Annotated in this window: 22 protein-coding genes; 9 read left to right on the top strand and 13 right to left on the bottom strand. The window is 51.2% G+C overall.

The genetic code is table 11. From position 1 onward, the window contains the following. Positions 1 to 194: 194 nt before the first annotated feature. Together PFJ30894_RS10875 and PFJ30894_RS10870 are read left to right on the top strand one after the other, a co-directional pair. The gene (locus PFJ30894_RS10875; RefSeq protein WP_125669818.1) at positions 195 to 3797 is read left to right on the top strand and encodes an autotransporter outer membrane beta-barrel domain-containing protein; all 3603 of its coding nucleotides are present in this window, start codon (positions 195 to 197) and stop codon (positions 3795 to 3797) included. 16 nt (positions 3798 to 3813) lie between these two features. Then, positions 3814 to 4173: a helix-turn-helix domain-containing protein gene (locus tag PFJ30894_RS10870; protein WP_113078214.1), complete on the top strand. Its 360-nt coding sequence runs from the start codon at positions 3814 to 3816 to the stop codon at positions 4171 to 4173. 171 nt (positions 4174 to 4344) lie between these two features. On the opposite strand, the gene PFJ30894_RS10865 is transcribed toward PFJ30894_RS10870, so the two are convergent. The 3 genes from PFJ30894_RS10865 to PFJ30894_RS10855 are packed head-to-tail and all read right to left on the bottom strand — an operon-like array spanning position 4345 to position 4989. Further along, on the bottom strand, positions 4345 to 4503 hold the full coding sequence (locus PFJ30894_RS10865) for a YvrJ family protein (RefSeq protein WP_113077527.1): 159 nt from the start codon (positions 4501 to 4503) through the stop codon (positions 4345 to 4347). Positions 4504 to 4506: 3 nt separating this feature from the next. Then, positions 4507 to 4719, bottom strand: coding sequence for a DUF2922 domain-containing protein (locus PFJ30894_RS10860; RefSeq protein WP_021718642.1), 213 nt, complete (start codon positions 4717 to 4719; stop codon positions 4507 to 4509). Positions 4720 to 4761: 42 nt separating this feature from the next. Then, positions 4762 to 4989, bottom strand: a complete 228-nt coding sequence (locus PFJ30894_RS10855) for a DUF1659 domain-containing protein (RefSeq protein ID WP_046431328.1) — start codon at positions 4987 to 4989, stop codon at positions 4762 to 4764. Positions 4990 to 6386: 1397 nt separating this feature from the next. Here PFJ30894_RS10855 and PFJ30894_RS10850 point away from each other — a divergent pair. Then, positions 6387 to 6632 carry a helix-turn-helix domain-containing protein gene (locus tag PFJ30894_RS10850; RefSeq protein WP_021717151.1) on the top strand — a complete coding sequence of 82 codons (246 nt, stop codon included), beginning with the start codon at positions 6387 to 6389 and terminating at the stop codon, positions 6630 to 6632. Positions 6633 to 6701: 69 nt separating this feature from the next. Here PFJ30894_RS10850 and PFJ30894_RS10845 read toward each other — a convergent pair whose 3' ends face one another. From PFJ30894_RS10845 to PFJ30894_RS10835, 3 genes are read right to left on the bottom strand one after another with little or no spacing between them, the layout of a single operon-like run. Then, positions 6702 to 7310, bottom strand: coding sequence for a LysE/ArgO family amino acid transporter (locus tag PFJ30894_RS10845; RefSeq protein WP_125669817.1), 609 nt, complete (start codon positions 7308 to 7310; stop codon positions 6702 to 6704). Between the two features lie 38 nt (positions 7311 to 7348). After that, a complete protein-coding gene (locus PFJ30894_RS10840; RefSeq protein ID WP_021717149.1) occupies positions 7349 to 7672 on the bottom strand; it encodes an AzlD domain-containing protein in 324 nt (107 codons plus the stop codon). Continuing rightward, complete coding sequence (locus tag PFJ30894_RS10835) at positions 7662 to 8372, bottom strand: AzlC family ABC transporter permease (RefSeq protein ID WP_125669815.1); 711 nt, start codon at positions 8370 to 8372, stop codon at positions 7662 to 7664. The genes PFJ30894_RS10840 and PFJ30894_RS10835 overlap by 11 nt, the downstream gene beginning before the upstream one ends. Before the next feature lie 239 nt (positions 8373 to 8611). Between PFJ30894_RS10835 and PFJ30894_RS10830 the strand changes: the two genes are divergently transcribed. The 3 genes from PFJ30894_RS10830 to PFJ30894_RS10820 all read left to right on the top strand — a co-directional run bounded on the left by PFJ30894_RS10830 (position 8612) and on the right by PFJ30894_RS10820 (position 12446). Beyond that, a complete protein-coding gene (locus tag PFJ30894_RS10830; protein WP_125669814.1) occupies positions 8612 to 9862 on the top strand; it encodes a DUF1015 domain-containing protein in 1251 nt (416 codons plus the stop codon). Then, entirely contained in the window at positions 9862 to 10947 is a 1086-nt protein-coding gene (gene serC / locus PFJ30894_RS10825; RefSeq protein ID WP_197714943.1) for a 3-phosphoserine/phosphohydroxythreonine transaminase, read from the top strand. The genes PFJ30894_RS10830 and serC overlap by 1 nt, the downstream gene beginning before the upstream one ends. 86 nt (positions 10948 to 11033) lie before the next feature. Further along, the gene (locus tag PFJ30894_RS10820) at positions 11034 to 12446 is read left to right on the top strand and encodes a dihydroorotase (protein WP_125669812.1); all 1413 of its coding nucleotides are present in this window, start codon (positions 11034 to 11036) and stop codon (positions 12444 to 12446) included. Between the two features lie 49 nt (positions 12447 to 12495). Here PFJ30894_RS10820 and PFJ30894_RS10815 read toward each other — a convergent pair whose 3' ends face one another. Both PFJ30894_RS10815 and PFJ30894_RS10810 read right to left on the bottom strand, forming a co-directional pair. Next, on the bottom strand, positions 12496 to 13791 hold the full coding sequence (locus PFJ30894_RS10815) for a Na+/H+ antiporter NhaC family protein (protein WP_125669811.1): 1296 nt from the start codon (positions 13789 to 13791) through the stop codon (positions 12496 to 12498). A gap of 141 nt (positions 13792 to 13932) precedes the next feature. Beyond that, positions 13933 to 14637 (bottom strand): 4Fe-4S binding protein, encoded by a 705-nt coding sequence (locus PFJ30894_RS10810; protein WP_125669810.1) that lies wholly within the window; start codon positions 14635 to 14637, stop codon positions 13933 to 13935. A gap of 85 nt (positions 14638 to 14722) precedes the next feature. On the opposite strand from PFJ30894_RS10810, the gene PFJ30894_RS10805 reads away from it, so the two are divergent. Then, positions 14723 to 15385, top strand: a complete 663-nt coding sequence (locus PFJ30894_RS10805; RefSeq protein ID WP_113077782.1) for a Crp/Fnr family transcriptional regulator — start codon at positions 14723 to 14725, stop codon at positions 15383 to 15385. A gap of 40 nt (positions 15386 to 15425) precedes the next feature. On the opposite strand, the gene PFJ30894_RS10800 is transcribed toward PFJ30894_RS10805, so the two are convergent. Genes PFJ30894_RS10800 through PFJ30894_RS10790 form a run of 3 tightly spaced genes read right to left on the bottom strand, consistent with a single transcriptional unit; the run spans position 15426 to position 18814 of the window. After that, on the bottom strand, positions 15426 to 16493 hold the full coding sequence (locus PFJ30894_RS10800) for a hypothetical protein (protein ID WP_046431547.1): 1068 nt from the start codon (positions 16491 to 16493) through the stop codon (positions 15426 to 15428). A gap of 11 nt (positions 16494 to 16504) precedes the next feature. Then, positions 16505 to 17515 (bottom strand): Nif3-like dinuclear metal center hexameric protein, encoded by a 1011-nt coding sequence (locus PFJ30894_RS10795; protein ID WP_016412027.1) that lies wholly within the window; start codon positions 17513 to 17515, stop codon positions 16505 to 16507. A gap of 18 nt (positions 17516 to 17533) precedes the next feature. Beyond that, positions 17534 to 18814 (bottom strand): FAD-dependent oxidoreductase, encoded by a 1281-nt coding sequence (locus PFJ30894_RS10790; RefSeq protein ID WP_125669809.1) that lies wholly within the window; start codon positions 18812 to 18814, stop codon positions 17534 to 17536. A 182-nt stretch (positions 18815 to 18996) separates the two neighbouring features. On the opposite strand from PFJ30894_RS10790, the gene PFJ30894_RS10785 reads away from it, so the two are divergent. After that, positions 18997 to 19710, top strand: a complete 714-nt coding sequence (locus PFJ30894_RS10785) for an aspartate/glutamate racemase family protein (RefSeq protein ID WP_016412025.1) — start codon at positions 18997 to 18999, stop codon at positions 19708 to 19710. A 47-nt stretch (positions 19711 to 19757) separates the two neighbouring features. Here PFJ30894_RS10785 and PFJ30894_RS10780 read toward each other — a convergent pair whose 3' ends face one another. Then, positions 19758 to 20513, bottom strand: coding sequence for a TPM domain-containing protein (locus PFJ30894_RS10780; RefSeq protein ID WP_016412024.1), 756 nt, complete (start codon positions 20511 to 20513; stop codon positions 19758 to 19760). 22 nt (positions 20514 to 20535) lie between these two features. After that, positions 20536 to 21090 carry a LemA family protein gene (locus tag PFJ30894_RS10775; RefSeq protein ID WP_125669808.1) on the bottom strand — a complete coding sequence of 185 codons (555 nt, stop codon included), beginning with the start codon at positions 21088 to 21090 and terminating at the stop codon, positions 20536 to 20538. Between the two features lie 187 nt (positions 21091 to 21277). On the opposite strand from PFJ30894_RS10775, the gene PFJ30894_RS10770 reads away from it, so the two are divergent. Then, positions 21278 to 22474 (top strand): CaiB/BaiF CoA transferase family protein, encoded by a 1197-nt coding sequence (locus tag PFJ30894_RS10770; protein ID WP_125669807.1) that lies wholly within the window; start codon positions 21278 to 21280, stop codon positions 22472 to 22474. Positions 22475 to 22634: the final 160 nt, after the last annotated feature.

Here is a 22634-nt window from a genome sequence, read left to right as displayed (position 1 = left end):
AATAACAATAAATATTGTTATAACAAATTATTTATATGAAAAATATGGAAATCTTAAAGTATTAAAAAAGCACGGGTTGGATGACAGAGCTGAAACAGGTGATAAATACATCGGCTTGAGCTTCAATAACAGATATGAAGTAAGACGTATCAGGAAGCAGTATTTTAACAGCAAGGGGAGGCAGAAGAAAATTTATGGGAAAGAAAATGGGAAGGCAAAAAGAATTGAAGCTGGCAATGGTAGTAGGCTGTATTCTTACCAGCAGTAATGCCTGGGCTGCCGATATCACAGGCAATAGCAGCAGCGGCAGCGCAAGTTTGAGCAATCAGACGCAAAACAGCGGCGGTGTTTACGGCTGGAAGTATGATGATACCAGCGCGGCCACAGGCGGCAGCGTGACGCTTACAAATGCTGATGTCAGTTACAGCAGCGGCAGCAGCGCTTCACCTAAAGGCGTCTTTGGCGGCTATGCGGCAAACGCCGCAGCGCAAAATAATACTGTCAGTATCACAGGTACTGTTGCAAGTGGAGGCTATGCTTTTGCCAACTGCAGCATTTATGGCGGCTATGCCGGGTCCGGCACGGCTGCAGGCAATACTGTAACGCTTACAAATGCTAAAGACACCAGTAGTTACGGCGGCTGGGCAGTTGCCGGCGATGCGGCAAATAACAAGATAATTATCAGCGGCGGTACAGGTACTTCTGCTACCGGTGGGCGTAGTAATGCTGGTGCCGCCTCCGGGAACAATGTAAAAGTTACGGACAGTGAGATCGAATACAGGGTCGTCGGCGGTGAAATCTTCACTGGCAGTGCTCCCGGAACTACTGCCACCGGTTCAGCCTCAGGAAACAGTATAGAGCTCGTTAATTCAGTTACTAACACTGTTTACGGAGGCCGTGTCGGCGGAACTTTTGATGTATCTACCGGTGATTCCAGCGCGGTAGCCGAGGGCGACGCCACAAATAATACGGTCACGATCGAGAGCTTAAAAACAAGTGCTGGTTCTGTCAAACTGGAGCAGGTATATGGCGGAACAGTAATTGGCAAAGGCAGTGCGAACGGCAACAAAGTCATACTGGGTAAAACCGGCGCTGGGGCAGTGAGCATGACAGATGTTCAAAGACTGTATGGCGGCGGCAGTAAAATTGGCAGCAGCAGTTTAAAGGGCGGCGACGCCAATAACAACACCATCGAAATAAAAGGCAATGTAACGCTGGGACTTTCTAACACTAGCAGTGGCGGCACAACAATTTACGGCGGTTATGCCGCTGCGGGAGAGGCCAGCGGAAATAAGATCACAGTCGATCAGGGCGCGACCGTCAAAGCGTATTTTATTTATGGGGGCAATTCTTCGAGTAGTTCTGACAGCGGATTATCGCTGACTAAAAACAATCAGGTCATCATCAGCGGCGATGTTACCGTGGGCAACAGCATTGCCGGAGGGTTTGCTAACGGGAAATCCGGCGTGACCGGCAGTGTGGCGCAGGGGAATAAAGTTGAAGTAACGGTCGGTGGCAAAGTCACCGGCGCGATCCGCGGCGGGATCAGTGCATATGGCAGCGCTAACGAAAATACAGTGAATGTTGCGGGCACGGTAACCGGCGCGTTGGTTGGTGGGTGGTCCAATAATTTAGGCAGCGGCGTGGGTACTGCCAATAGTAATACGGTCACTGTCAGCGGCACTGCTGGCGATAATGTCATGGGCGGCTATTCTCTTAAAGGCGGTGCTGATAGCAATAGGCTTGAAATAACAGGTAGTGTCACCGGCTATACTTATGGCGGCTATGCAGGTGGCAGTCGCACTACAGACAATGCCAGCCAGAATACGGTCAGCATCGGCAACGGCGGCACTGTAGGCGGCAATATTATCGGTGGCGTTTCAGCTAAAGGCAGTGCTGATAACAATACAGTGCAGATCCAAGGCAGCGGCAACCTTGGAGGGTCAGTGTACGGAGGCCAGACAACAGCCGCTGCCGGCTCGGCAAATGGTAATACAGTAGAGCTGAGCACAGGCAGAACTGTAGGCGGCGTTGTTTATGGCGGTTATGCCAAAGGTGACGGCAGTACTTCCGGCAGTGCCAGCGGTAATAAAGTAATAGTCAGCGGGACAGTAAACAGCACTGCCACCCAATATACCGGGACGGTATTCGGTGGTTATGCACTTACAGGCACCGCCGATAGCAATGAAGTAACTATCAGCGGCGGTACTATAGCATCCCAGGTCATGGGAGGGTATTCCTCAACAGGAACCTTTGGTTCAGGTTCAGCCAGCAGCAACACAGTAAAGATCATTAACGGCAGCACTGTCAGCAGCGATATCTACGGCGGCTATACTGGTATGGGCAACGCCAACAGTAACAGCATACTTATTGAAAGCGGAACGATCGGCGGCGATATCTACGGCGGCCATACTGGTTATGGAACCGCCAATAACAACAGCATCACGATCAGAGACGCAGTAGATCTGTCTGGCAGAACCATCTATGGCGGCGACTCCAGCAGTGGCAATGCGAAAACAGGCAATACGCTTCGTTTTGAAAATACGGGCGGCAATATTAAAGCCATCAAAAACATCGATGTTTTAGGAGTATCGGCACTGGCCGATAACAGCAAAGTCCTGACCATTACTAACGGAGCGGCAGACGATCTGGCAAATACGACTGTCAAGCTGGTTGCTTCCGACAGCGGACTGAGAGTAGGCCAGCAGATAACGCTGGTGCAGGCCAACAGCGGCGTTATAACCGATACGACTATCTTAGACCAGGCAACGCTGAAGAAAAACACTAATGCTTTTATCAGATATGACTTTGAAGAGGTAGCAGGCTTAAGTGACAAGATAGCAGTTGTCGTAACAGGTAAGGAAGCAGATACAGCTAATGCCCGCGCTTTGGCTGAAAGCCGCATCGCCGGTGTGGCACTGCTAAATCAAAGCAGCGACCTGCTGATAGACCAGGGCTTTGGGGCGGTTAAATTCAATGGCGAAGGCGTTGCAAAAGACACCTATGGCTTTGCCATTATGGGTGGCAGCAGTATTCGTTACAATACAGGCTCCTTTGTTAAAGCCAATGGTTTTAGCCTTATTGCCGGACTGGCGCAAAAGACAACAGTGGATAACGGCGTGTGGCACCTGGGAGCATTTTTTGAAAACGGCCATTCCAACTACAGTACCCATAATGACGGAGTTGACGGAGCTGTACGTGGTGACGGTGACGCTACTTACAACGGCGGCGGCATTTTAGCACGTTTTGATTCGGCCGGCGGTATGTATGGTGAAGCCAGTATGCGTGCAGGCAGCATCAAGAATAAATTCGGCGGTTTTGCTTATAACGGAGGAATTGGCAGTTACGAGGACCGCAGCACTTATTACGGAGCATATTTAGGCTTGGGGCAGCAGCGGCAGCTCAGCAAAAATACAAGCCTGGATATTTATGGAAAATACTTTTATACACATCAGCAGGGTTCGGATTTTGAAGTTTTGGGCGAACAGGTGACTACGGCAGCTGTTAAAAGCAGCAGGATGCAGATTGGCGGCAGGCTGACAAAACAGGTAACTGCAGATGTGAGTTATTACGGCGGCGTTGCCTGGGAGTATGAGTTTGATGGCGCGGCGGATATGGCGGTGGCAGGAGCTGATTTAGCGGCGCCGTCACTTAAGGGCAGCAGTGGGATAGTAGAAATGGGTATACGCCTGAAGCCTTCTAAAACTGATAAGATAACGCTGGATTTAGGAGCGCAGGGCCATTTTGGCAAACGGAGAGGGTTTAGCGGCGGCCTGCAGATAAACTATAGTTTTTAAAAGTCTGAGGTGGACTATGTACGAAGAAAAATGTCTGCTGCGGCTTGGCAGCAATATCAAGATCCTGCGTAATGCCAGCCAGATTACTCAGGCAGAGCTGGCCAGGCGTATTGGCATCAGTCAGACACATTTATGCAATATCGAGCATAATAACGTGCAGATCAGTCTGAAACTGTTGCTGCGGGTCGCCAATGTTTTGGGCTGCTCGTTGGAATGCATTATAGGTGTGAATGCAGTAACGATAGCGAAACGAGTGGAAGCACAGTGTAAGGTAAAGTCTGAACCGGTGAGGAATGAGGACAAGAATACTGCGAAACAGGAAGTTTATTCGCTGGAGGAAATACGTCTGTTGTTGAAGCTGCTGCAGTTGTCTTAAACAAGCGTACTAAAATAAGTTCAGTAAAATAAAAAATCAGCGATATGAAGTAGGTTTCATATCGCTGATTTGGTTTGTTATTTTCTGCCTATGATGTAAGCCAAAAGGCGTAACCAGTGCAGGAGCTTTGTGTATTTGCTATTGATGTCGTACCTCGTTTCTCTGTTTGTTTTACAGTTCTCTGTGTTTGCTGATGATGGCCCGGCTCAGTTCGTTCAGGCAGCTGGTCAGCTTATCCAGCCGCTGCTCCATACGCAGCAGCAGATACCAGCTCAGTACCATCGGGAAACCGAAGTTGCCGACAGCGCTGAAGATCTCTTTGGTATCCATGGCTTATGCCAGCACGGTAACGGTAACGACCTTGATGCGGGCTTCGACGAATTCATTCAGCCCCAGGCCGCCGCTGGTCAGCACGCCTGCTTCGATGATCCTGGCTGCTGCTGCCTGCGCTTCGGCTAAGGTAACGTCTTCACGCGGGTCGGCGATGCTCAAAGTCTTTTTTGCGCCGTCGCTTTTGGTGAAGATGAGTTCTAAAGTTTTTTCCATGTTTGTTCTCCTTTACATTAGATTTTTGTTTGAAATTTTAGGTTATTCTGCTTTGTCGAGTTCGGCTTTTTCGGTAACGTAAACGTTAACGACAGCGTGGCTCATAAGCTCGCCGATGGCTTCGGTAACTGCGAGGCATTTGGCGGCTTCGGCGTCCAGGCGGACACTGCCGACAGAGGTGCTTTTGGTTTGCATGGCGCCAAGGGCGTTGGTGCCGTTTTCTACGTCCATGGAAAGTTTGAGGGAAGTAGGATTTTTGCTGACAGTCATATTTTCAGCTCCTTTCATAATTTGGTTTTGTTTTTGTGTTTGTAAGTTGTGAAAATACTTTTTAGTTTTCTTTATGCAGCTTTCTTCCAGAAGCAAGCTGCGCAAAGAAGCTTGCGCACTGTGACAATTCCTGTTTAACTTCGTTCGCTGTCCGGCTTCCGGGCAACTCGGCATTGCAGTACAGAGAAAAGCTTTAGCTGGGAATCGTCAATGCCTCAAACAGTCCCTCCAGCGCTTACAGCTCACAGCGTACACAACGGAATGTGTCACAATGTGCGCTCAAAACCCTTGTACCGTACTATTCAGCTATGGATTTCATAAGCAGAGTATCGACCGCCTGATGTTATCAATATTTACGGTCTATGGCAGTAAAACGTATGATACAGAGGGTTTTAAAGCGCAATCCAAATCTTAACAGCGCTGAAAGTTCTTTGCTGACTTTCTTTCAAGAAAGTCTAAAAAAGCTAAAAAAGCTTGAAGAAAACATTAAAAGAAAATATTAAAAGAAAACATCGTGTTCTTTAAAAAGCAGCCCTTTTAAACAAGGGGGCTGCTTTTTGCATACCACAGGGCCTTGCCCCTGATGACCTGACCGCCGGGCTTCATAGCTCCGTCGCCTGGTGAATCGCGCAGATACCATAAGTCCCAGCGGGTTTCGGCATCGCCGCTGTACGGTCCGTCAGCAGCGGTGCTGATGATATTTGCATAGTAGAGATGCTCCTTTTAGATTTGCTTGGCAAGGGGGTAAAACCCTCACGTTATATATAGGGCAGCGAGAGGGATAAAAGTTTACATCGGTTTGAAAATTTTTTTCAAGATGGTTTTTAACAGCAGCTCATAACATTTTAGTGATATTTGTGAACAATATGTGAAATTGTATTTTGGCATGTAAACTTTTCCGGTGTTCGCTGCCCTATATATAGTGACAGTATTCAGTACTGAACTTGTTAGCAGAGTTTTTAAGACTTATAGGGTTTTACTGCTTATGACTTTGAACTTGAATCTAACAAAGAAATACTTACAGCAAAGTAAAGCAATACTTATTTAGTAAGTACTGAATACTGCCATAAATACTTGCACGACGATCGGCAGAACATGCAGAGAAGTCCGTTCCAGGCCAGCCGGTGGATCATGAAGCTAATAAAAAACGTCTGCAGAATCTTATAAAAATATTGTCTAGAAGAATATAAAATAAAAATATGGCAGATTAATGTTGTATTTGATGATATAAATTCGTTTGTGGGCAAAAGAAGTTGTTGCAAAAACTAATTGTTTGTAGTATTATTTTATAAAATAGAATAATATATAATAATCAAATCAGAAAAAATAAGTAAAACAAAAGTAGTTGGTCCGGTAGTTGAAACGATTATATGGGTAAGAGTGGTGTAGAGGGTAAAATGAAAAAACAGCGTTATGATCTAAATGATTTAGGTAGTAATGTGAAGATGATGCGGAAGGCAAGAAAAATTTCGCAGGTGAAATTATCGGAAGCCCTGCAGATGTCACAGCCGCATCTAAGTAATCTGGAGTGCGGCAGGACGTTGATCAGTCTGGAGATACTTGTCAAACTGGCTGACGTGTTTGATTGTTCGGTAGAAGATATTCTATTGTGCAGTCAGGAAAAAGTTAAAGCAGTAAATTAAAAGGGTTAGAACAAAATAAAAGCAACAGCTTAAACAGCTGTTGCTTTTTTATATGTGTATTCATTGTTTTTACAGCATCTGCCCAAAGGTATAAAGCAGTTTGAGGGCGTAAACAAAAATAACGGCGCCGCAGATGCGGTTGATCCATTGCATATGGCTGGGGCGCAGATTTTGGCAGCAGGTTTTGAAGATGCCTGTAAGCCCGAAGAACCACAGGCAGGAGGCAGCTGCTACGCCGCTGATAAAGAGTGAGGCAGTATCGGCAGGCAGTGATGAGCGAAAGGCGCCCAGCATCAGCGTACCGTCGATAACGGCCTGCGGGTTGAACCAGGTAACGGTAAAGGCCAGCGTGGCCGTTTGCCACAGCGTCGGCTGGCTGTAAGCAGAGGTGTCTGTCTGCACCTGCGCATGCAGCAGCTGCCAGGCCAGATAGATCAAGATCAGTCCGCCGCCGCCGAGCAGTGCTTTTTGCAGTAGCAGACTGTGTTCGATCACAAGGCTGATGCCCCAAAAGCAGGCCAGCGCCAGGCTGATGTCAAAGAAGGCGACGATGCCTGCAGTGACGAGGGCAATGCCTAAAGGCGCGGTGAGCGCCGTATTGATGACAAAAAGATTTTGGGCGCCGATGGGGGCAAGATAGGCCAGCCCCATGGTAAGACCCTGTAAAAAAATTTCCAAAGCAGATTCCTCTCGATACTGAAGGCTGTGCCGATTGATCAGAGTACGGCCTGCAGCAGTGCAAAGACGGCGGCGCCGCTGACTATCGCCAGCCCCAGTGATTTTGTTTTATAGACCAGCGGGAAGATGATGACGGTCGACCACAGGTACAGGTTGTTCAGTCCCAGATCCAGGCTGCCTGCGGGCAGAAAGACGTCGGGCAGGACCAGCGCGCCGAAAATAGCTGTCGGCACATAGGTGAGCCAGGTTTTGAACCAGCGTGGTACAGGTTTGCCGGCCAGCAGCAAAAAAGGTATGATACGGGAAATATAGGTGACGCCCATCATAATGAAAATGGCGCCCCAAACGTATTCAGCGGACATTATCAGCACCTCCCGCATGGCGTTCGGTGATATAGCAGGCGGCGCCGGAGGCGGCCAGAGTTGCCAGCACGATATGCAGCTTATAGGGAACGATCTGCGAAAGCAGGATCGCCAGAAGCCCTGATACCAGCCCGGTGATGATCATTTTCCGGTCGGTGAGATAGTTGACCCAGATGCCGAGGAACATGGCGATCAGCAGATAGGAGACCAGCTCGGTAGGCGGGTTGAGATAAGCGGCGGCATAGCAGCCGAGGGCATTGCTGAGCGACCAGACGGCGCAGGAGGTGACGTTGAGCCCCAGGGCTTCTTCGCACGTCCAGCGGGGATCTGTTTCCGTTTCAAAGGCGTTCAGGTTGACGGCAAAGGTCTCGTCGGTGATGCCGTGGGCATAGCCGATAAGAAAGTTTTTGCTGCGGCCGTTAAAAAAATTCATCAGCGTGGAGCTGAATAAAAGATGACGCAGGTTGACGATAAAAATAGTGAGTCCGATAGAAACGAGGGCCGCACCCTGGGCCATCATGGCGATGCCGATGAACTGACCGGAGCCGGCGAAAACGAGCACGCTCATCCCTAAGGCTTCAAGCGGTGTGAGACCGGCCTGCTGTGCCAGAATACCGCAGGCGATGCCAAGGGCCAGATAGCCGATGGCGATGGGAATAAGCTTTTGCAGGACACGTCGGTTGACTGTTATAGATGACACGGATGGACACTCCCCTTATTTAAAACGACTTCCTCTATTATAACTTATTTTGGATGGATAAGAAACCGGGAAAAGTGTTATATTTATTACGCCGCAGGAAAATATTTTTTACAGCGCTGGTGTTTGCTGCGGCGACGCTTGCGTTTTAGCAGAGAACTGAGTAAAATAATATAGATAAGGACTAATTTGATTTTAGCATGTGTTTGTATATACATACGACGCTGGAGGAGGTTTTTTAGATGACACAGATCAGACCGTTCTGCGGGCTGCGTCCGGTGCCGGAATATGCGGCAGAGATCGCTGCTTTGCCTTATGACGTGATGGATACCGAAGAGGCGCGGCAGATACTTAATAAGAACCCGCTGAGCTTTTTGCGGGTGACAAAATCGGAAGCGACGATGTCGGATTGTATCGATCCGCACAGCCAGGCAGTTTATAAGATGGCGAAAACAAATCTCGACAGGTATCTGTCCGACGGGCAGATGAAAAAAGATACGACGCCCTGCTACTATATTTACCGTCAGCAGATGGGGCAGCATATCCAGATCGGCCTTGTGGCCGCTGCTTCAGTGGAGGAATACCGCGAGAACATTATCAAGAAGCACGAGCTGACCAGGCATGATAAAGAGCAGGACCGGGTCAATCATATTCTGGCGACAGAAGCACAGACCGGCGCTGTTTTTTTAACTTATAAGGGCAAGCCCGAGATCAATACTTATGTTTTGAGCCTGATGGGAGCCAAAAAGCCGGTATATGATTTTACGTCGGAGGACGGCGTGCAGCACACACTGTATGTGGTGGAGAACCTGATGGAGATCGCCGAGCTGACCCGTTTGTTTGAGGACGTGCCTGTAATGTATATTGCCGACGGCCATCACCGCAGTGCTGCGGCTATGCGTGTGGCTGACGAGCTTGGCAAAACGCCGAGGCATGGTTCTAACGAAGAATATAACACTTTTTTAGCGGTCATTTTTCCCGATAATATGATGCAGATCATGGATTATAACCGTTTGGTCAAAGACCTGAACGGTTTGTCGATGGAAGAATTTTTAAGCAGAGTCGGAGAAAAGTTTGAGATCAGCGAGCTGGAAAACGGCCCGAAGCCGGAAGCACGGCATCAGTTCAGTATGTATCTGACCGGAAAATGGCGCCGCCTGACAGCGAAGGAAGGTACCTTTGCCGCGGATGATGTGATCGGGTCGCTGGACGTTTCGATCTTGCAGGATAATCTGCTGGCGCCGATCCTGGGCATCAAAGACCCGCGTACGGATGAGCGCATCAATTTTATGGGCGGTATCCGCGGGTTGGATGCTTTGGCGGCTAAAGTAGACGCAGGGGCCTACAGTGTGGCTTTTGCCATGTATCCGACGTCGATGGAGGAGCTGATCAAGGTAGCTGATGCCGGTAAGATCATGCCGCCGAAATCGACCTGGTTTGAACCTAAGCTGCGCGATGCGATGGTCGTGCATTTGATCGGAGAAGATGAATAATGAAACGTATCTATAATTTTAATGCCGGTCCGGCCATGCTGCCGCTGGAAGTGCTGCAGGAGGTACAGTCCGAGCTGCTGGATCTGCAGGGCAGCGGTATGTCGATTTTGGAAATGAGTCACCGCGCGCCGATTTATGAAAAAATCAATGCTGAGGCGGAAGCCGACATCAAGGAGCTTTTGGGTCTGGGCGACGATTATTGCGTACTCTTTATGGGAGGCGGCGCCAGCCTGCAGTTTTCGATGGTGCCGATGAATTTTTTGGGGGCTGGACAAACGGCGGCTTATGCCGTGACCAGTAATTTTTCGGATAAAGCTGTAAAAGAGGCGGAAAAGGTAGGTAAGGTCGTTATCCCTTTCAGCAGTAAGGCTGAAAAGTATGACAGGGTGCCGCAGCCGGGTGAGATCAGGCTGCCGGAAAACTGCGCTTATCTGCATATCACGGCTAATAATACGATCGAAGGCACAGAATACAGCGTTTATCCTGAAACCGGTGCTGTACCGCTGATCGCGGATATGTCTTCGGATATTTTGAGTAAACCGATCCCGGCGGAGAAGTTTTCGCTGATTTATGCCGGGGTACAGAAAAATATCGGGCCTGCCGGCGCGGTAGCAGTCATTGCCCGTAAAAAATTTATTGAGGGGCGTTCTAAAGCTCTGCACAGTATGCTGAATTACGAAACTCATCTTGATAACGGTTCGCTGTATAATACGCCGCCGGCTTTTGCGGTCTATATCGTCGGCAAGGTTGCCAAGTGGCTGAAGGCGCAGGGCGGACTGGTGATGATGGAGCAGCGCAATGCGGCTAAGGCCAAGATAGTTTATGATGTGATCGATATGTATCCTGATTTTTTCCGCGGCTTTGCCAAAACTGACAGCCGTTCGCTGATGAACGTGACTTTTGGACTGCCGACCGAAGCGCTGGAGAAGCGTTTTGCGGCCGAGGCTGAGGAGCTGGGGATGGGTGGACTGAAGGGACACCGCAGTGTTGGCGGACTGCGGGCCTCGATTTACAATGCGATGCCGCTGGCAGGCTGCGAGAAGCTGGCTGAATTTATGGAAGCTTTTTATAAAATACATAAATAATATTGACCGGTAAATAGCTGACGCTGCTTGCGCAAAAACAGGCAGCGTTGCTTTTTACCTGAACTGGTTTGAGGGAGGGGCAGCAAATGCAATATGATTTACTGATCAAAAACGGGTATGTGGTCGATTATGCGTCGGCACGGGAAGGATATTTTGATGTCGCTGTGCAGAACGGCATGATTGCGGCGGTGGAAAGCAGTATCGGCGGCAGCGCCGTGCGGGAGCTGGATGCGTCCGGCAAGCTGGTACTGCCGGGCTTGGTCGATTCGCATGTGCATGCTTCGGCCTGGCTGGGAGGCAGCTACGCCCACACGATGCTGGTCAAGGCTGGTGTGACCAGTGCTTTGGATATGTCGGGGCCGGGGACCAGTGTACTGGAGCTGGCGCGTGAATATGGGACCGGTCTCAATCTGGCTACGATCGAATATGTGCGGCCGGGACATACGGTCAGCAGTGACGATCCTTCGTCAGCAGAGCTGCAGCAGCTGATAACGAAAGTGCAGAGGCAGGGGTCGTTAGGCATCAAGCTGCTGGGCGGGCATTATCCGCTGACGGTGGCAGCAACGGCCAGAGCGATCAGGGCTGCGGCAGAGCTGGGAGCTTATACGGCTTTTCACGCCGGGACAGCCGCTCATGGTTCCAATATCGAAGGCCTGCTGGAGGCGGTGGAGCTGGCCGACGGCAACCCTCTGCATTTAGCGCATATCAATGCTTACTGCCGTGGTACGGTACTGCCGGAGGCGGAAGAAACGGAGCTGGCCCTTAAAGCTTTGGCGGCCAATCCTAATATTTCCTGCGAGTCTTATTTATCACCGCTCAACGGTACAAGCGCTGAAATCATTGACGGTCTGCCGGGTAGTATGGTTACCCGCCGCTGCCTGAAAACCGGCGGCTTTAAGGAGGATGAGGCGGGCATGGAGGAGGCGCTTTTGTCTGGCTGGGCACAGGTCAATTATCCGCAGGGACAGGAAATGACTTTGCTGACAGGTGAGGCGGCCAGGGATTATTGGCGCGGGCAGCAAACGCTGGTTTCCGTCAGTTTTGCGGTCAATCCTGTTGGGCCGCGGGTGCGGCTGGCAACGGCGAAAAAGGCTGACGGCAGTTTTGCTGTAGACGCTGTCAGTACTGACGGCGGCGGTATTCCACGCAATGTACTGCTGCCCGCTGGTCTGGCTTTGGTCGATCTGGGCGGACTGTCGCTGCAGGAGCTGGTGGCGAAGATCAGCTATCAGCCGGCGCGGCTGCTTGGTCTTGCAAATAAGGGCAGCCTGACAGCAGGGCGGGATGCCGATATTACGATCGTCGACAGGCTGCAGCGCAGCGCGTTTGCCACGATCATCGGCGGGCAGGTCTGTTATATGGACGGTAAGGTTTTAGGGCGCGGCGGCAGGATCATTACTACTGCCGCAGGGGCGGACTATGTACGCAGCCAGGGGCTGGAGCCGCTGGTCGTTGACCTGGCTGACAGCAGTTTGCTGCAGAAGGCGCAAAAAAGATGACAATAAAAATAAACCACCTGATCGCTCTTGCAGTCAGGTGGTTTATTTATTAGACTGGGGTTACTTTGTATGGCCGCCATAAATTATACAGGGGCAGCAGATAGAGATAAAAGGCAAACAGGATCGAAGCGTTGCCGGCGCCTACGGTGGCGAGCGGTACAGCGCAGGCGATCGACCAGGGGATGAGCGCCGCTACTACGATAGTGCTGTTTTCCAGGTCCAGGGCCAGCTGCTGCATATTGTCAGCGCTGTCCTTGTGCAGCTGATAGGTGAGGATGCTGCTGAGGGTCTGGTTGCAGGTTGCCATACTTGTGATGGTGGCTGTCAGCAAAATGCTGCCGTACGGCGTTATTTTTTCTCCAAGCTGTGCAAGGCGGGCCTGCGTAGTATTCAAAAAGCCTGTTGCTTCAAAAATCCCGGCGTAAGCGGAGGAAAGGATAATTATGACGCTGACGGTGAACATTGAAATGATACCGCCGCCGCTGAGGATCTGGGCCAGCTGCTGATCAGCAGGGTAAAAGCCGTAGAACATGATCGAGCCCAGTTGGGCGGGAGTGATATCCTGCAGGAAAAGGCAGAGCAGACTGCCGGTAATGATGCTGGCTGTCATCGTCAGCCTGACCTTGACCTTGCACAATGAAAGAATGATGATCAGCAGCGCTGGAATAGTGGTAGTCCAGTGCAGATCGAAGTTTTGCGGAAAGAGTGCGTACAGGTCGGCTGTGCCGGTGTTGCCGGTACCGGAAAATCCCAGCAGGGCGTAAAGCAGGCAGGTGACTGAAAAAGGCAGCAGCGCTGATTTGAACATATTTTTGATATTACAGTAAATATCAGTCTGCGTCAGTTCGCTGATCAGAAGGGCGCTGGTCGACATCGGTGAACAGCGGTCGCCGAAATAGATGCCTGATAAGATTGCGCCGCCGGTAAAGGTGGGATCGATACCATTGGCTTTGGCGATAGACATACAGATGATGCCGATCGTGGCCGCAGTACCGAAAGAGGTGCCTGTTAAAAGTGAAACGAAACAGCAGAGCAGAAAAACTATCAAAATGAATACCGACGGTATGAGCAGGCCCGACATATGGTAAATAATGAACGGTATCGTGCCGCAGGCCCGCCAGACGGCGGTGATCATACCGATAAGGATAAAGATGAAGAGGATATTTTTGATCGTGCGGATTCCTCGTCCGGACATTGTCAGTACCTGTACTGGCGTATGCCCCTGCCGGAGGGCGTAACCGAAAAACATCAGATAGCCGAAAAGCAGGGCCCAGAGAATGGAGTAGCCTGCCAGAATGCAGCTGAGCAGTATAAAGGAAAAGATCACGATGATAATAGCTTCCATAAAATTTCTCCTGCGGCAGAACGCCGTAATTTTTAGAGGTCAGTCAGTAATAATACTATTATCATACTGCTTGCTGCGCTGCTTGTCTAATAATAAATAAGGCGCCGGGCAAATATTTGCCCGGCGCCTTATTTATTATTATTATATTTCTTCCAGAATCTGACCGTCGGTGCTGATGGTGACGACCTGCCAGGGGATGATTTTACCGCTTTGCTGCAGCGCTGTTCTGACCGCCTGTTCCATACCGCCGCAGCAGGGTACTTCCATGCGGACGACGGTAACGCTTTTGATATCGTTTGCAAGCAGGATCTCAGTCAGCTTGCGGCTGTAATCTTCGTTGTCCAGCTTGGGACAGCCGATAAGCGTGATATGGTTTTTTATGAATTTACGGTGGAAATCGCCGTAGGCGAAGGCGGTACAGTCGGCGGCAACCAGCAGCCTTCTGTTTTGCAGGTAGGGTGCGTGCGGGTTGACCAGCTTGATCTGGACAGGCCATTGCTGCAGCTCGCTGTTTTGGGGCGTGGCTGCCTGCTGCGCCGGTGCAGGTTCCTGCTGATGCAGTAAACGTGCCTGTGTGCCGGGGCAGCCGCAGGGAAGTTCAGCTTCCTGGCTGGCTTTATTGGCCAAAACGGCAGCTTCGTCATAGGCTGCGGCTTCACGTACTTCAAAGGTTATGGCATTGGTAGGGCAAACGGGCAGGCAGTCGCCCAGGCCGTCGCAGTAATCGTCTCGCAGCAGGGCTGCCTTGCCGTCCACCATGCCTATGGCCTGTTCGTGGCAGGCCTGGGCGCAGAGACCGCAGCCGTTACATTTTTCCTGATCTATAGTGATTATTTTGCGTAACATGATGAACCTCCTGTTGTCTTTCTGTTTTTATTATAGTACGATAGTAGGAAGAAAGCTGTTGTTTTTACAACGGAGGTAAAGAAGAATGGATAAATATTTGCAGATCATAGCGTCGGCATCTTTGTTCCGCGGTATTGCGAAAACAGAGATCGCGGCAGTGCTGCAGAATCTGGATGCGCAGCTGAGGGTCTATCCTCGGAACAGCTTTATCTGGCAGCTGGGCGAGCAGGTAACGACAGCTGGTTTTGTCGTTGCCGGCAGCGTGCATATCCTGCGCGAGGATTACTGGGGGCGGCAGAATATTCTGGCGCAGCTGGGCTGCGGGCATCTGTTCGGCGAGGTCTATGCCTGTCTGCGGCAGGTGCCGCTGACGGTGAGTGTGGCCGCGCCTAATGGAGCTACGGTGATCTTTCTGGACATTAAACGTCTGCTGGCGGGTTCGGCTCGCAGCGAAGCTGAAAACAGGCTGCTGCATAATCTGCTCCTGCTGATGGCGGAGCGCAATCTGTTTCTGACTCAGAAAATGGAATATCTGACGAAGCGGACGACGCGGGAAAAGCTGCTGGCGTACCTTTCAGAACAGGCGCGCCTGCAGCAGAGCAATAAGCTGACGATACCCTTTAACAGGCAGCAGCTGGCCGATTTTCTGGCGGTAGACCGCAGCGCGATGTCAGGTGAGCTCAGTAAGATGCAGGCGGACGGACTGATCAGGTATAAAAAGAATAATTTTGAGCTTTTACAAAAATAAAACCAGCCGCTTGAAGCGGCTGGTTTTGCTTATACTGTTATTACATATAAAGGAATTGCAGACAGGTGGCAAATAAAGCTGCCGTTAAAACCTTGATGACTGCGCCGATAATGGCTGCCGTCATGGCCTCGCGTTCGGTAAGGTCGGTACAGCCGCTCCAGATAGCGGGGATCTGCCCGAAGATGACCTGCAGCGGGAAGCCGGAGGAAGCCAGGATATACGAGCCGACGACCAGCGGCGGGGCGATTGTGGCGGCAATTTCCTTCAGCTGGGCCATTGCCAGCGACCCGCCGACTAAAATAGAAACGGAACCGGTTTCGGCATGGATGTTGAAGGCATTGAGCATGGTATTGATACCGGCCTGAATGCCGGTCCACAGACCGAAATGGTCTAAAGCGCCGATTGCCGCAAAAACTACGGCGCAGGAGGGAATGATGAGCAAAAACAACAGCTCGGCGCCTTCCTTGGCCGCGTTGAAGATGGTCGGCAGAAAACCGGTTTCAGGTGTGAAGCGGGGCAAGTCTTCAAGCGAGACAGCTTTGGTGTCGCGCCAGATAGTGAGACGCAGAAGCAGCGGCGTCAAAAGCACCGGCAGGAACACCGCCAGAAAAACGACGACCCAGACGGAAACCTTGGCGGCGTTCAAAGCAATCAAGCCGAAAACGAAGATCGCAAAGGAGGACTGCGACTGCATCATGGTAGCGATAGCGATTTTCTGCTCGTCTTTGGTGGCTTTGGATTTTTTGAGGATCGGGCCGCCAATACGGCCGGCAGCGTTGATATCGCCGAGGATATTATATACGGACGGTACGGCTACAGCGGCGTTGACACCGATGACCTTCATCAGGGGCACGAAAATACGCATCAGGGCGTCGGTAAAGCCAAGGCGTTCCAGCAGGCGCCCCATGGTAACGCTGATGATGATCGCGATACCGATGGAACCTGTGATATAGACCTTGATGATAATAGGGGCGGCATGGTTGAACATATTGTTGAACAGGTTCCCGATACCGCCGGGGTTAACTACCAGCATCAAAAAGGAAAAGGCGACTAAAAACAGGCCTACGTATTCGATCAGTTCGATCTTTCTTTTTCCACCATTCATCATAAACCCCTCCGTTATTCTGTTTTTGGCTTAGGCAGATAATTGCGCGCCATGGTTTCGCCGTAGTTTTCGATGTGGGTGCAGCCGCAGTGGTCCAGCGGCAGGCTTACCATACGTTCGCGGAAGATGTGGATATCCAGCTCGGGGATCTGCAGACGCAGGGCCCAGGCCAGGGGGATTCCGTTTTCTAAGATCTCCAGCGCGTGAGAGTTGCCTGCGATCAGGTTCAGGCCCAGTTCTTCGGCTTTTTTGACCAGCGGGTCGCCGGGCAGCGGTCTGCTGATCGTGCAGACTACGGTGTTGGCTTCGGGGTATTCGGCGTAGGCTTTTTCCAGGTCCTCGGCCGAGAAACCGGTATGCGGGAAAACAGTGATGGTTTTGCCCAGCTTGTTGTCGGGGCTGCCGACAAAGATTTTGGCGCGGGCTGCGATCGAGGTTTCGTGGATCTCGGTACAGCCGCGGATCTGACGTTCAGAGGTGAGCACGCGTGATTCGATATCAGTGCCCATGATCGTGTCAATACGGTTGAGCAGGTCGCCCAGTGTTTCTACTTCCGGCAGGGCGTTGCCATACCAGACGATCTTACCGGGGACACCGCCAAAGCGGATGTTGACGTGTTTGGCGCAGCTGCCGTGGATCCAGGCGATACCGGGATGCAGGCCGTGAAAGGCTTCGTGCAGCTCAAAAACAGCCAGATGATACAGATTAAAGTAATCTCTGGCGGTAACGCCGCCGGTATTGGAGCCTTCCGCGATTGGGTGATGGGCGATAAGGCAGTCGATGCCTGTTGCGCCGGCCAGTTCAATGGCGCTTTCAGTCAGGGTCATCATAACCGCTACTTTTTTGACGGGCATATCTGGATCGCCCCAGACGAGACCGGGCAGTTCGGTCACAGCTTTGCCGGGGATACCGGAGGTCTTGGTAACTACGAAGGGGTTAGCGCCGCCGTAACCGAAGGAGTCGGTGATGACGCGGCCGCCGGTAATAACGTCGAGGGCTTTGAGGATATCGCGTACAGTTGCCATCAGATTATCACATCTTTCTTATAAGTTTGAGAAAATATTGGTGCAGCCTGCCGCTTCGACACGGGCCTTGATAGCGTCATCGTCGGTGCTGTAAAGATTTTTGGCCTGCATCCGTTCAAAATAAACTGAGCCGGAGAAGGTGTATTTTTTATTGCGTGTCTCGGCGTCCAGCATTTGCTTGACAACGTAGCCGATAAATTCGCCGATAGCTGTGGTTTCAGGCAGGATGACTGGCTCCAGACCGTTGGCGGCTCTGGCGGCGTTATGCCCGGCCAGCGAGCCGCTGACGATAGCTTCCGTATGGCCTACCATTGCTCCGGCACGTTCGCCGCCGCAGAAAAGGTTGGTTTTGCCGTCAGCCTTTAAGGAAGCATCGACATGGGCGAAATTAAAGTAACGCATAGAGTTGCCTTTGCCGCCGGACAGTGGGTCTTCGAAGCGGGCCCGTTCAAAGCCGGGGATCATACGCAGCTCTTCCAGCGGATAATAAGGCGTCATCAGCTTGGCTGAGCCGGTGTCCAGCAGAACGATGTTGTCGGCATAAGCGTCGAGCGCATACTGCTGGCAGGCTTTCATAGCCAGCTTTTCTTTATGTTTTTTGATTGCTTCGGGAATCGGAACGACGCAGCAGCCTGTCTTTTCCAGCTCGGTAACGATCTCGGGGGCCAGTGATTCTTTGAAGAGCTTACAGGAGCCGCTCATGGCGCCGAGACCGGTAGGCTTTTCTGCTGTCCATTCTTCCACGCCGGACTGTGTGGTGACGCTGACGCGGGGGCCGAAGCTGTGGCAGCGCAGGATACACATGGCGCAGCCGTTGCCGTGTTTATTGCAGTTGAGCGGCATAGCCGAAGAACCGCTGACATCTACGAAAGCGTCGGCAGTAAGGCGCAGGCCGCTTTTGGTAATAACGGCGGTGATCGTGTCGCCTTCGTATTCCGTTTTAACGGCCGGATCAGCCATCAGCAGCTTGATGCCGCGGCTCAGGAGCAGTTTTTTGACCGCGGGCTCGATTTTATAGATATTGTAAAGAGTAGCGTGTTTATGACCGGGAAAATCCATGTTTTTGTGAGTTGCAACGGCTTCCATAACTGTAAACAGGTCGCCTGCGCCCATGGCGATACATTCTTCGGCGGCAGTATAGCGGCCGTTGTTGCGGAAAATCCCGCCGACCAGCCCTGTGCCTAAAAGCATATCGGTACGCTCGAGCAGAGTTACGTCGGCACCGGCTTTTTCAGCAGTAAGAGCTGCGGCACAGCCGGCCCAGCCTCCGCCGATAACGACGATTTTTTTCTTGGTCATCCTGATTCCTCCAAACGGGGTAGATTTTTATTTAATTATACCCCTTTAGTATAACAAATTAATAATTAAAGAGTAAAGCACATAAAGTATGTATACATATAAAAAATTGCATGCTGTACTGTCGCGGCCGGTTGTGGTAAAATAAACGAATAAAAACAGTTCTTGCTGGTGGAGGGATCAAGGTGACCAAGTATAAGAAAAATGGTAAAAAACTGGGTGTGCTGGGAGGAATGGGGCCTGCGGCGGCGGCAGAGTTCCTGCGGCAGCTGGCGGCAAAGTGTCCTGCGGCAACAGATCAGGAGCACCCTGTGGTATATATGATCGGGGATTGTGAGATACCTGACCGCAGCACAGCGATCTTCGGCAAAGGCGAAAGTCCGGCGCCGGTTCTGGAAGCGCGGCTGCGCCAGCTGTGCGATATGGGGGCAGAGGTACTGGCGGTGCCCTGCAATACGGCCCATTATTTTATTGATGATTTTAAAGCTGCTCTGCCGCAGCCGTTAGTGCATATCATCGAAGAAACTGTCCTGGCGGCCCAGCGGCTCAATCCTGAAGGTGCCTGGATGCTGTCGACGCATGGTACGCGCGCCAGCGGTCTGTATCAGAAATATGCCGATAAACACGGTTATACCTTATATCTGCCCAATGAGGAGCAGGCTGAAAAAGCGCAGCAGGCTATCTTTTATGTCAAAGCCGGCGAGCTTGACCGGGCAGGCGCTGTGACTAAAGCTCTCGTAGAAGAACTGTGGCGCGAGCGTGACCTTCCGGTGATGACGGCCTGTACCGAGCTGCCGTTAGGATACGCGGCTTCCGGCCTGCCGCTGGACAGAGAGGTTTCCAGTATCGGGGCTCTGGTCGATGCCTGCATCAGGATGCTGTATGATGAAGTAAAATAAGCATAAAGAAAAGGACTATCTCGATGAGATAGTCCTTTATTTTTGTTTTACCAGCGCCTGCTGGAACCGCCGCCGCCGCCGGAGCCTCCTCCGAAACCGCCGCCACCGCCTCCGCGTCCTCCGCCGCGCAAAAGTGCGAGCAGGATGAACTGAGTGATGATGCCGCCGAAGAACATATGGTCAACGATGACGAGTACGATCAGGCCGACTGCGATCAGTGCCTTCATCCAGCCAGGCATCGGCGTATCGCCTGTGCCCTGCTGGGCGCCGCCGTTATAACGCACACCTTCCAGCTTGACATCATAACTTTTGGCTACGGTAGTTGCGACAGTCAGATAGCCCTGCACGATGCCTTTTTCGTACTGGCCCTGTTTAAAGTAGGGCAGCATCTGCTGGTCCTGGATCCGTCCCGTCAGGCCGTCGGGCAGAACGCCTTCCAAACCGTAACCGACTTCGATCCGCGATTGTCTGTCATCGACAGCTACTAAGATCAGCGCGCCGTTATTCTTTTCTTTATTACCAAGTCCCCATTGCCGCAGCAGTGTCAGTCCATATTCGTCAATGGGCTGGCCGTCAAGTGTTTTTACCGTAACTACGGCGACCTGTGCGGTGGTTTTATTATCCAGATCCTGTCCGATGGCATTAAGGGCCTGACGGGTCTGTGGTGATAAAACACCGGCATAGTCCTGCACGTAGATGCCGGAGGACACGCTTGGCTTAGGTGGTACCTGGATCGCCGCTTCTGCCCCGACGGCAAAGACCGCCTGGATCAGAAGCATCAAAAGGACGAGCCAACGTTTCATAATCAGTGAGCTCCGTTATCGGTTAAAATTGTACTTGCGGAACAGTTTTTGCGCTTTCGTCTGCTTTAAAGTAATCACGGGCGTCAAAACCTAACATACCGGCATAAAGAACAGTCGGGAAGGATTTGATCTTGGCGTTGAAGCCCTGAACTGCGCCGTTGTAATCCATACGGGCTACGGCAATGCGGTTTTCCGTACCGGCCAGCTCGTCCTGCAGCTGCAGGAAGTTGGTGTTGGCTTTCAGGTCAGGATAGTTTTCTGCGATCATCAGCAGGCGGGAAAGAGCGCTGCTCAATTCGCCGTTGGCCTGGCTGGTTTCGGCAACCGTCTTGGCGCCGCCTAATTTAGCGCGGGCATCGGATACAGCTTTAAAAACGTCGCTTTCGTGGGCAGCGTAGCCTTTAACGGTATTGACCAGATTGGGGATCAGGTCGTTACGGCGCTGGAGCTGGTTTTCGACCTGCGACCATTTGCCGTTGACGTTTTCATTCATGGAAACAAGGCTGTTGTAGCCGCTCATAATAATGCCGGCGAAAATAACAACGACGGCGATAATAATCATTAAAGTTTTGTTCATTTTTTATTCTACCTCCAAAGATTTTTTTACTTAATGCTTATCTTCCATTGTAACTAAAGCGGGGGCTGCTGTCAAATGGAGCAGCGCCTGAAAATGTAAAATATCTGTGTTATTATGTATTTGTTTTATAATATTGCTGTGAGCTTAATTAAAGCAGAGCGTTTGCCAGCAGATTCCTTGTGGTATAATGTTGTTAGAAGATTATAAAGAAGGCGGTGTCGACGTGGGTGCACTTGACGGTATCAGGGTTCTGGATTTGTCGCGGCTTTTGCCGGGACCGTATTGCAGTATGCTTTTGGCGGACTTCGGAGCGGAAGTAATAAAAATCGAAGAACCGGGGCGCGGCGATTATTCGCGCAGCTTCCCGCCATTTCAAAACGGGTTCGGGTACTGGCATTTGCAGCTGAACCGCAATAAAAAAAGCGTTGTGCTGGATTTAAAAAGCGACGCCGGCAGAGCGGCCTTTTTAAAATTGGCGCAGACGGCGGACGTAGTCTTGGAAAGCTATCGACCCGGCGTTTTAAAGCGTTTAGGTATTGATTATGAGACCGTGAGCAGGCTGAATCCGAAAATAGTTTATTGCGCGATCACAGGCTATGGCAAGCGGGGACCATTGGTCGACCAGGCTGACCACGATATCGGCTATGTGAGCCTGGCGGGCATCACGTCGATGAGCGGCGAACCAGGAGGCAGGCCGGCGATACCTGGTATTCTGATGGCGGATATGAATGCGGCGCTGATGGCGGGCATGAGTATCCTGATGGCTGTGCGCCATGCTGAGCAGACCGGGATCGGACAGGAAATAGACATCTCGCTGTATAATACGGCGCTGACCCTGATGCCGGGCGCTGCCAGTTTATATTTCGGCAGCGGTTTCGTTGCCGAACGCGGCAATAACTGGCTGACCGGTGCATATGCCAACTATAATATTTACGAAACGCGGGACGGCCGTTATGTTTCGGTAGGGTGCCTGGAGAAAAAATTCTGGAGCAACCTTTGCCTGGCCTTAGACCGCGCCGACCTTATCGATGCTCTGGATGATGAATCGCAGCATGAGCGCGTTAAGGACGAGCTGACCGAGATTTTCAGGACTAAAACCATGCATGAGTGGACGGCTTGTTTGAAGGGGAAGGACACCTGCGTAACGCCGGTGCTGAATTTTGACGAAGCTTTGGCTGCGGAGCAGACCCGTGCTAATGCAATGGTGCTGACGGTCGAAGATGAAGAGATCGGCACTTATAAGCAGCTGGGCTTTGCCATGAAAATGTCGGCAACGCCGGGAACGCTGCAAAAACGTGCTCCCAGACTGGGTGAGGATACGGAAGCAGTTCTGCGCGGCTGCGGTTTGAGCGAGGCTGAGCTGGACCTGCTGACAAAAGAATAAAGGCAGAAAAACTAATTTTTTATTTATGAAGGATTTATGTTCTATATATAATATATGTTATAATATTATATATAGAACATTTTTTTTGCTTAAAAATATCGTTCGCTATGTAATAACATAGTGGCTTTTATTTTTGTTCACCAAAAGACAGTCTTTGTAA

The sequence above is a fragment of the Phascolarctobacterium faecium genome (genome assembly GCF_003945365.1).
Taxonomy (GTDB): domain Bacteria; phylum Bacillota; class Negativicutes; order Acidaminococcales; family Acidaminococcaceae; genus Phascolarctobacterium; species Phascolarctobacterium faecium.
This window is presented reverse-complemented; position numbering and strand designations above follow the sequence as displayed.

Excerpts from the sequence above, each read along its gene's own strand:
- PFJ30894_RS10870 (WP_113078214.1), top strand. The coding sequence starts at position 3,814 with ATGTACGAAGAAAAATGTCTGCTGCGGCTTGGCAGCAATATCAAGATC.
- PFJ30894_RS10810 (WP_125669810.1), bottom strand. The coding sequence starts at position 14,637 with ATGTTACGCAAAATAATCACTATAGATCAGGAAAAATGTAACGGCTGC.
- PFJ30894_RS10855 (WP_046431328.1), bottom strand. The coding sequence starts at position 4,989 with ATGACTGTCAGCAAAAATCCTACTTCCCTCAAACTTTCCATGGACGTA.
- PFJ30894_RS10860 (WP_021718642.1), bottom strand. The coding sequence starts at position 4,719 with ATGGAAAAAACTTTAGAACTCATCTTCACCAAAAGCGACGGCGCAAAA.
- PFJ30894_RS10830 (WP_125669814.1), top strand. The coding sequence starts at position 8,612 with ATGACACAGATCAGACCGTTCTGCGGGCTGCGTCCGGTGCCGGAATAT.
- PFJ30894_RS10800 (WP_046431547.1), bottom strand. The coding sequence starts at position 16,493 with ATGATGAATGGTGGAAAAAGAAAGATCGAACTGATCGAATACGTAGGC.
- PFJ30894_RS10795 (WP_016412027.1), bottom strand. The coding sequence starts at position 17,515 with ATGGCAACTGTACGCGATATCCTCAAAGCCCTCGACGTTATTACCGGC.
- PFJ30894_RS10815 (WP_125669811.1), bottom strand. The coding sequence starts at position 13,791 with ATGGAAGCTATTATCATCGTGATCTTTTCCTTTATACTGCTCAGCTGC.
- PFJ30894_RS10790 (WP_125669809.1), bottom strand. The coding sequence starts at position 18,814 with ATGACCAAGAAAAAAATCGTCGTTATCGGCGGAGGCTGGGCCGGCTGT.
- PFJ30894_RS10780 (WP_016412024.1), bottom strand. The coding sequence starts at position 20,513 with ATGAAACGTTGGCTCGTCCTTTTGATGCTTCTGATCCAGGCGGTCTTT.
- PFJ30894_RS10770 (WP_125669807.1), top strand. The coding sequence starts at position 21,278 with ATGTTGTTAGAAGATTATAAAGAAGGCGGTGTCGACGTGGGTGCACTT.
- PFJ30894_RS10775 (WP_125669808.1), bottom strand. The coding sequence starts at position 21,090 with ATGAACAAAACTTTAATGATTATTATCGCCGTCGTTGTTATTTTCGCC.
- PFJ30894_RS10840 (WP_021717149.1), bottom strand. The coding sequence starts at position 7,672 with ATGTCCGCTGAATACGTTTGGGGCGCCATTTTCATTATGATGGGCGTC.
- serC (WP_197714943.1), top strand. The coding sequence starts at position 9,862 with ATGAAACGTATCTATAATTTTAATGCCGGTCCGGCCATGCTGCCGCTG.
- PFJ30894_RS10805 (WP_113077782.1), top strand. The coding sequence starts at position 14,723 with ATGGATAAATATTTGCAGATCATAGCGTCGGCATCTTTGTTCCGCGGT.
- PFJ30894_RS10850 (WP_021717151.1), top strand. The coding sequence starts at position 6,387 with ATGAAAAAACAGCGTTATGATCTAAATGATTTAGGTAGTAATGTGAAG.
- PFJ30894_RS10865 (WP_113077527.1), bottom strand. The coding sequence starts at position 4,503 with ATGGATACCAAAGAGATCTTCAGCGCTGTCGGCAACTTCGGTTTCCCG.
- PFJ30894_RS10875 (WP_125669818.1), top strand. The coding sequence starts at position 195 with ATGGGAAAGAAAATGGGAAGGCAAAAAGAATTGAAGCTGGCAATGGTA.
- PFJ30894_RS10820 (WP_125669812.1), top strand. The coding sequence starts at position 11,034 with ATGCAATATGATTTACTGATCAAAAACGGGTATGTGGTCGATTATGCG.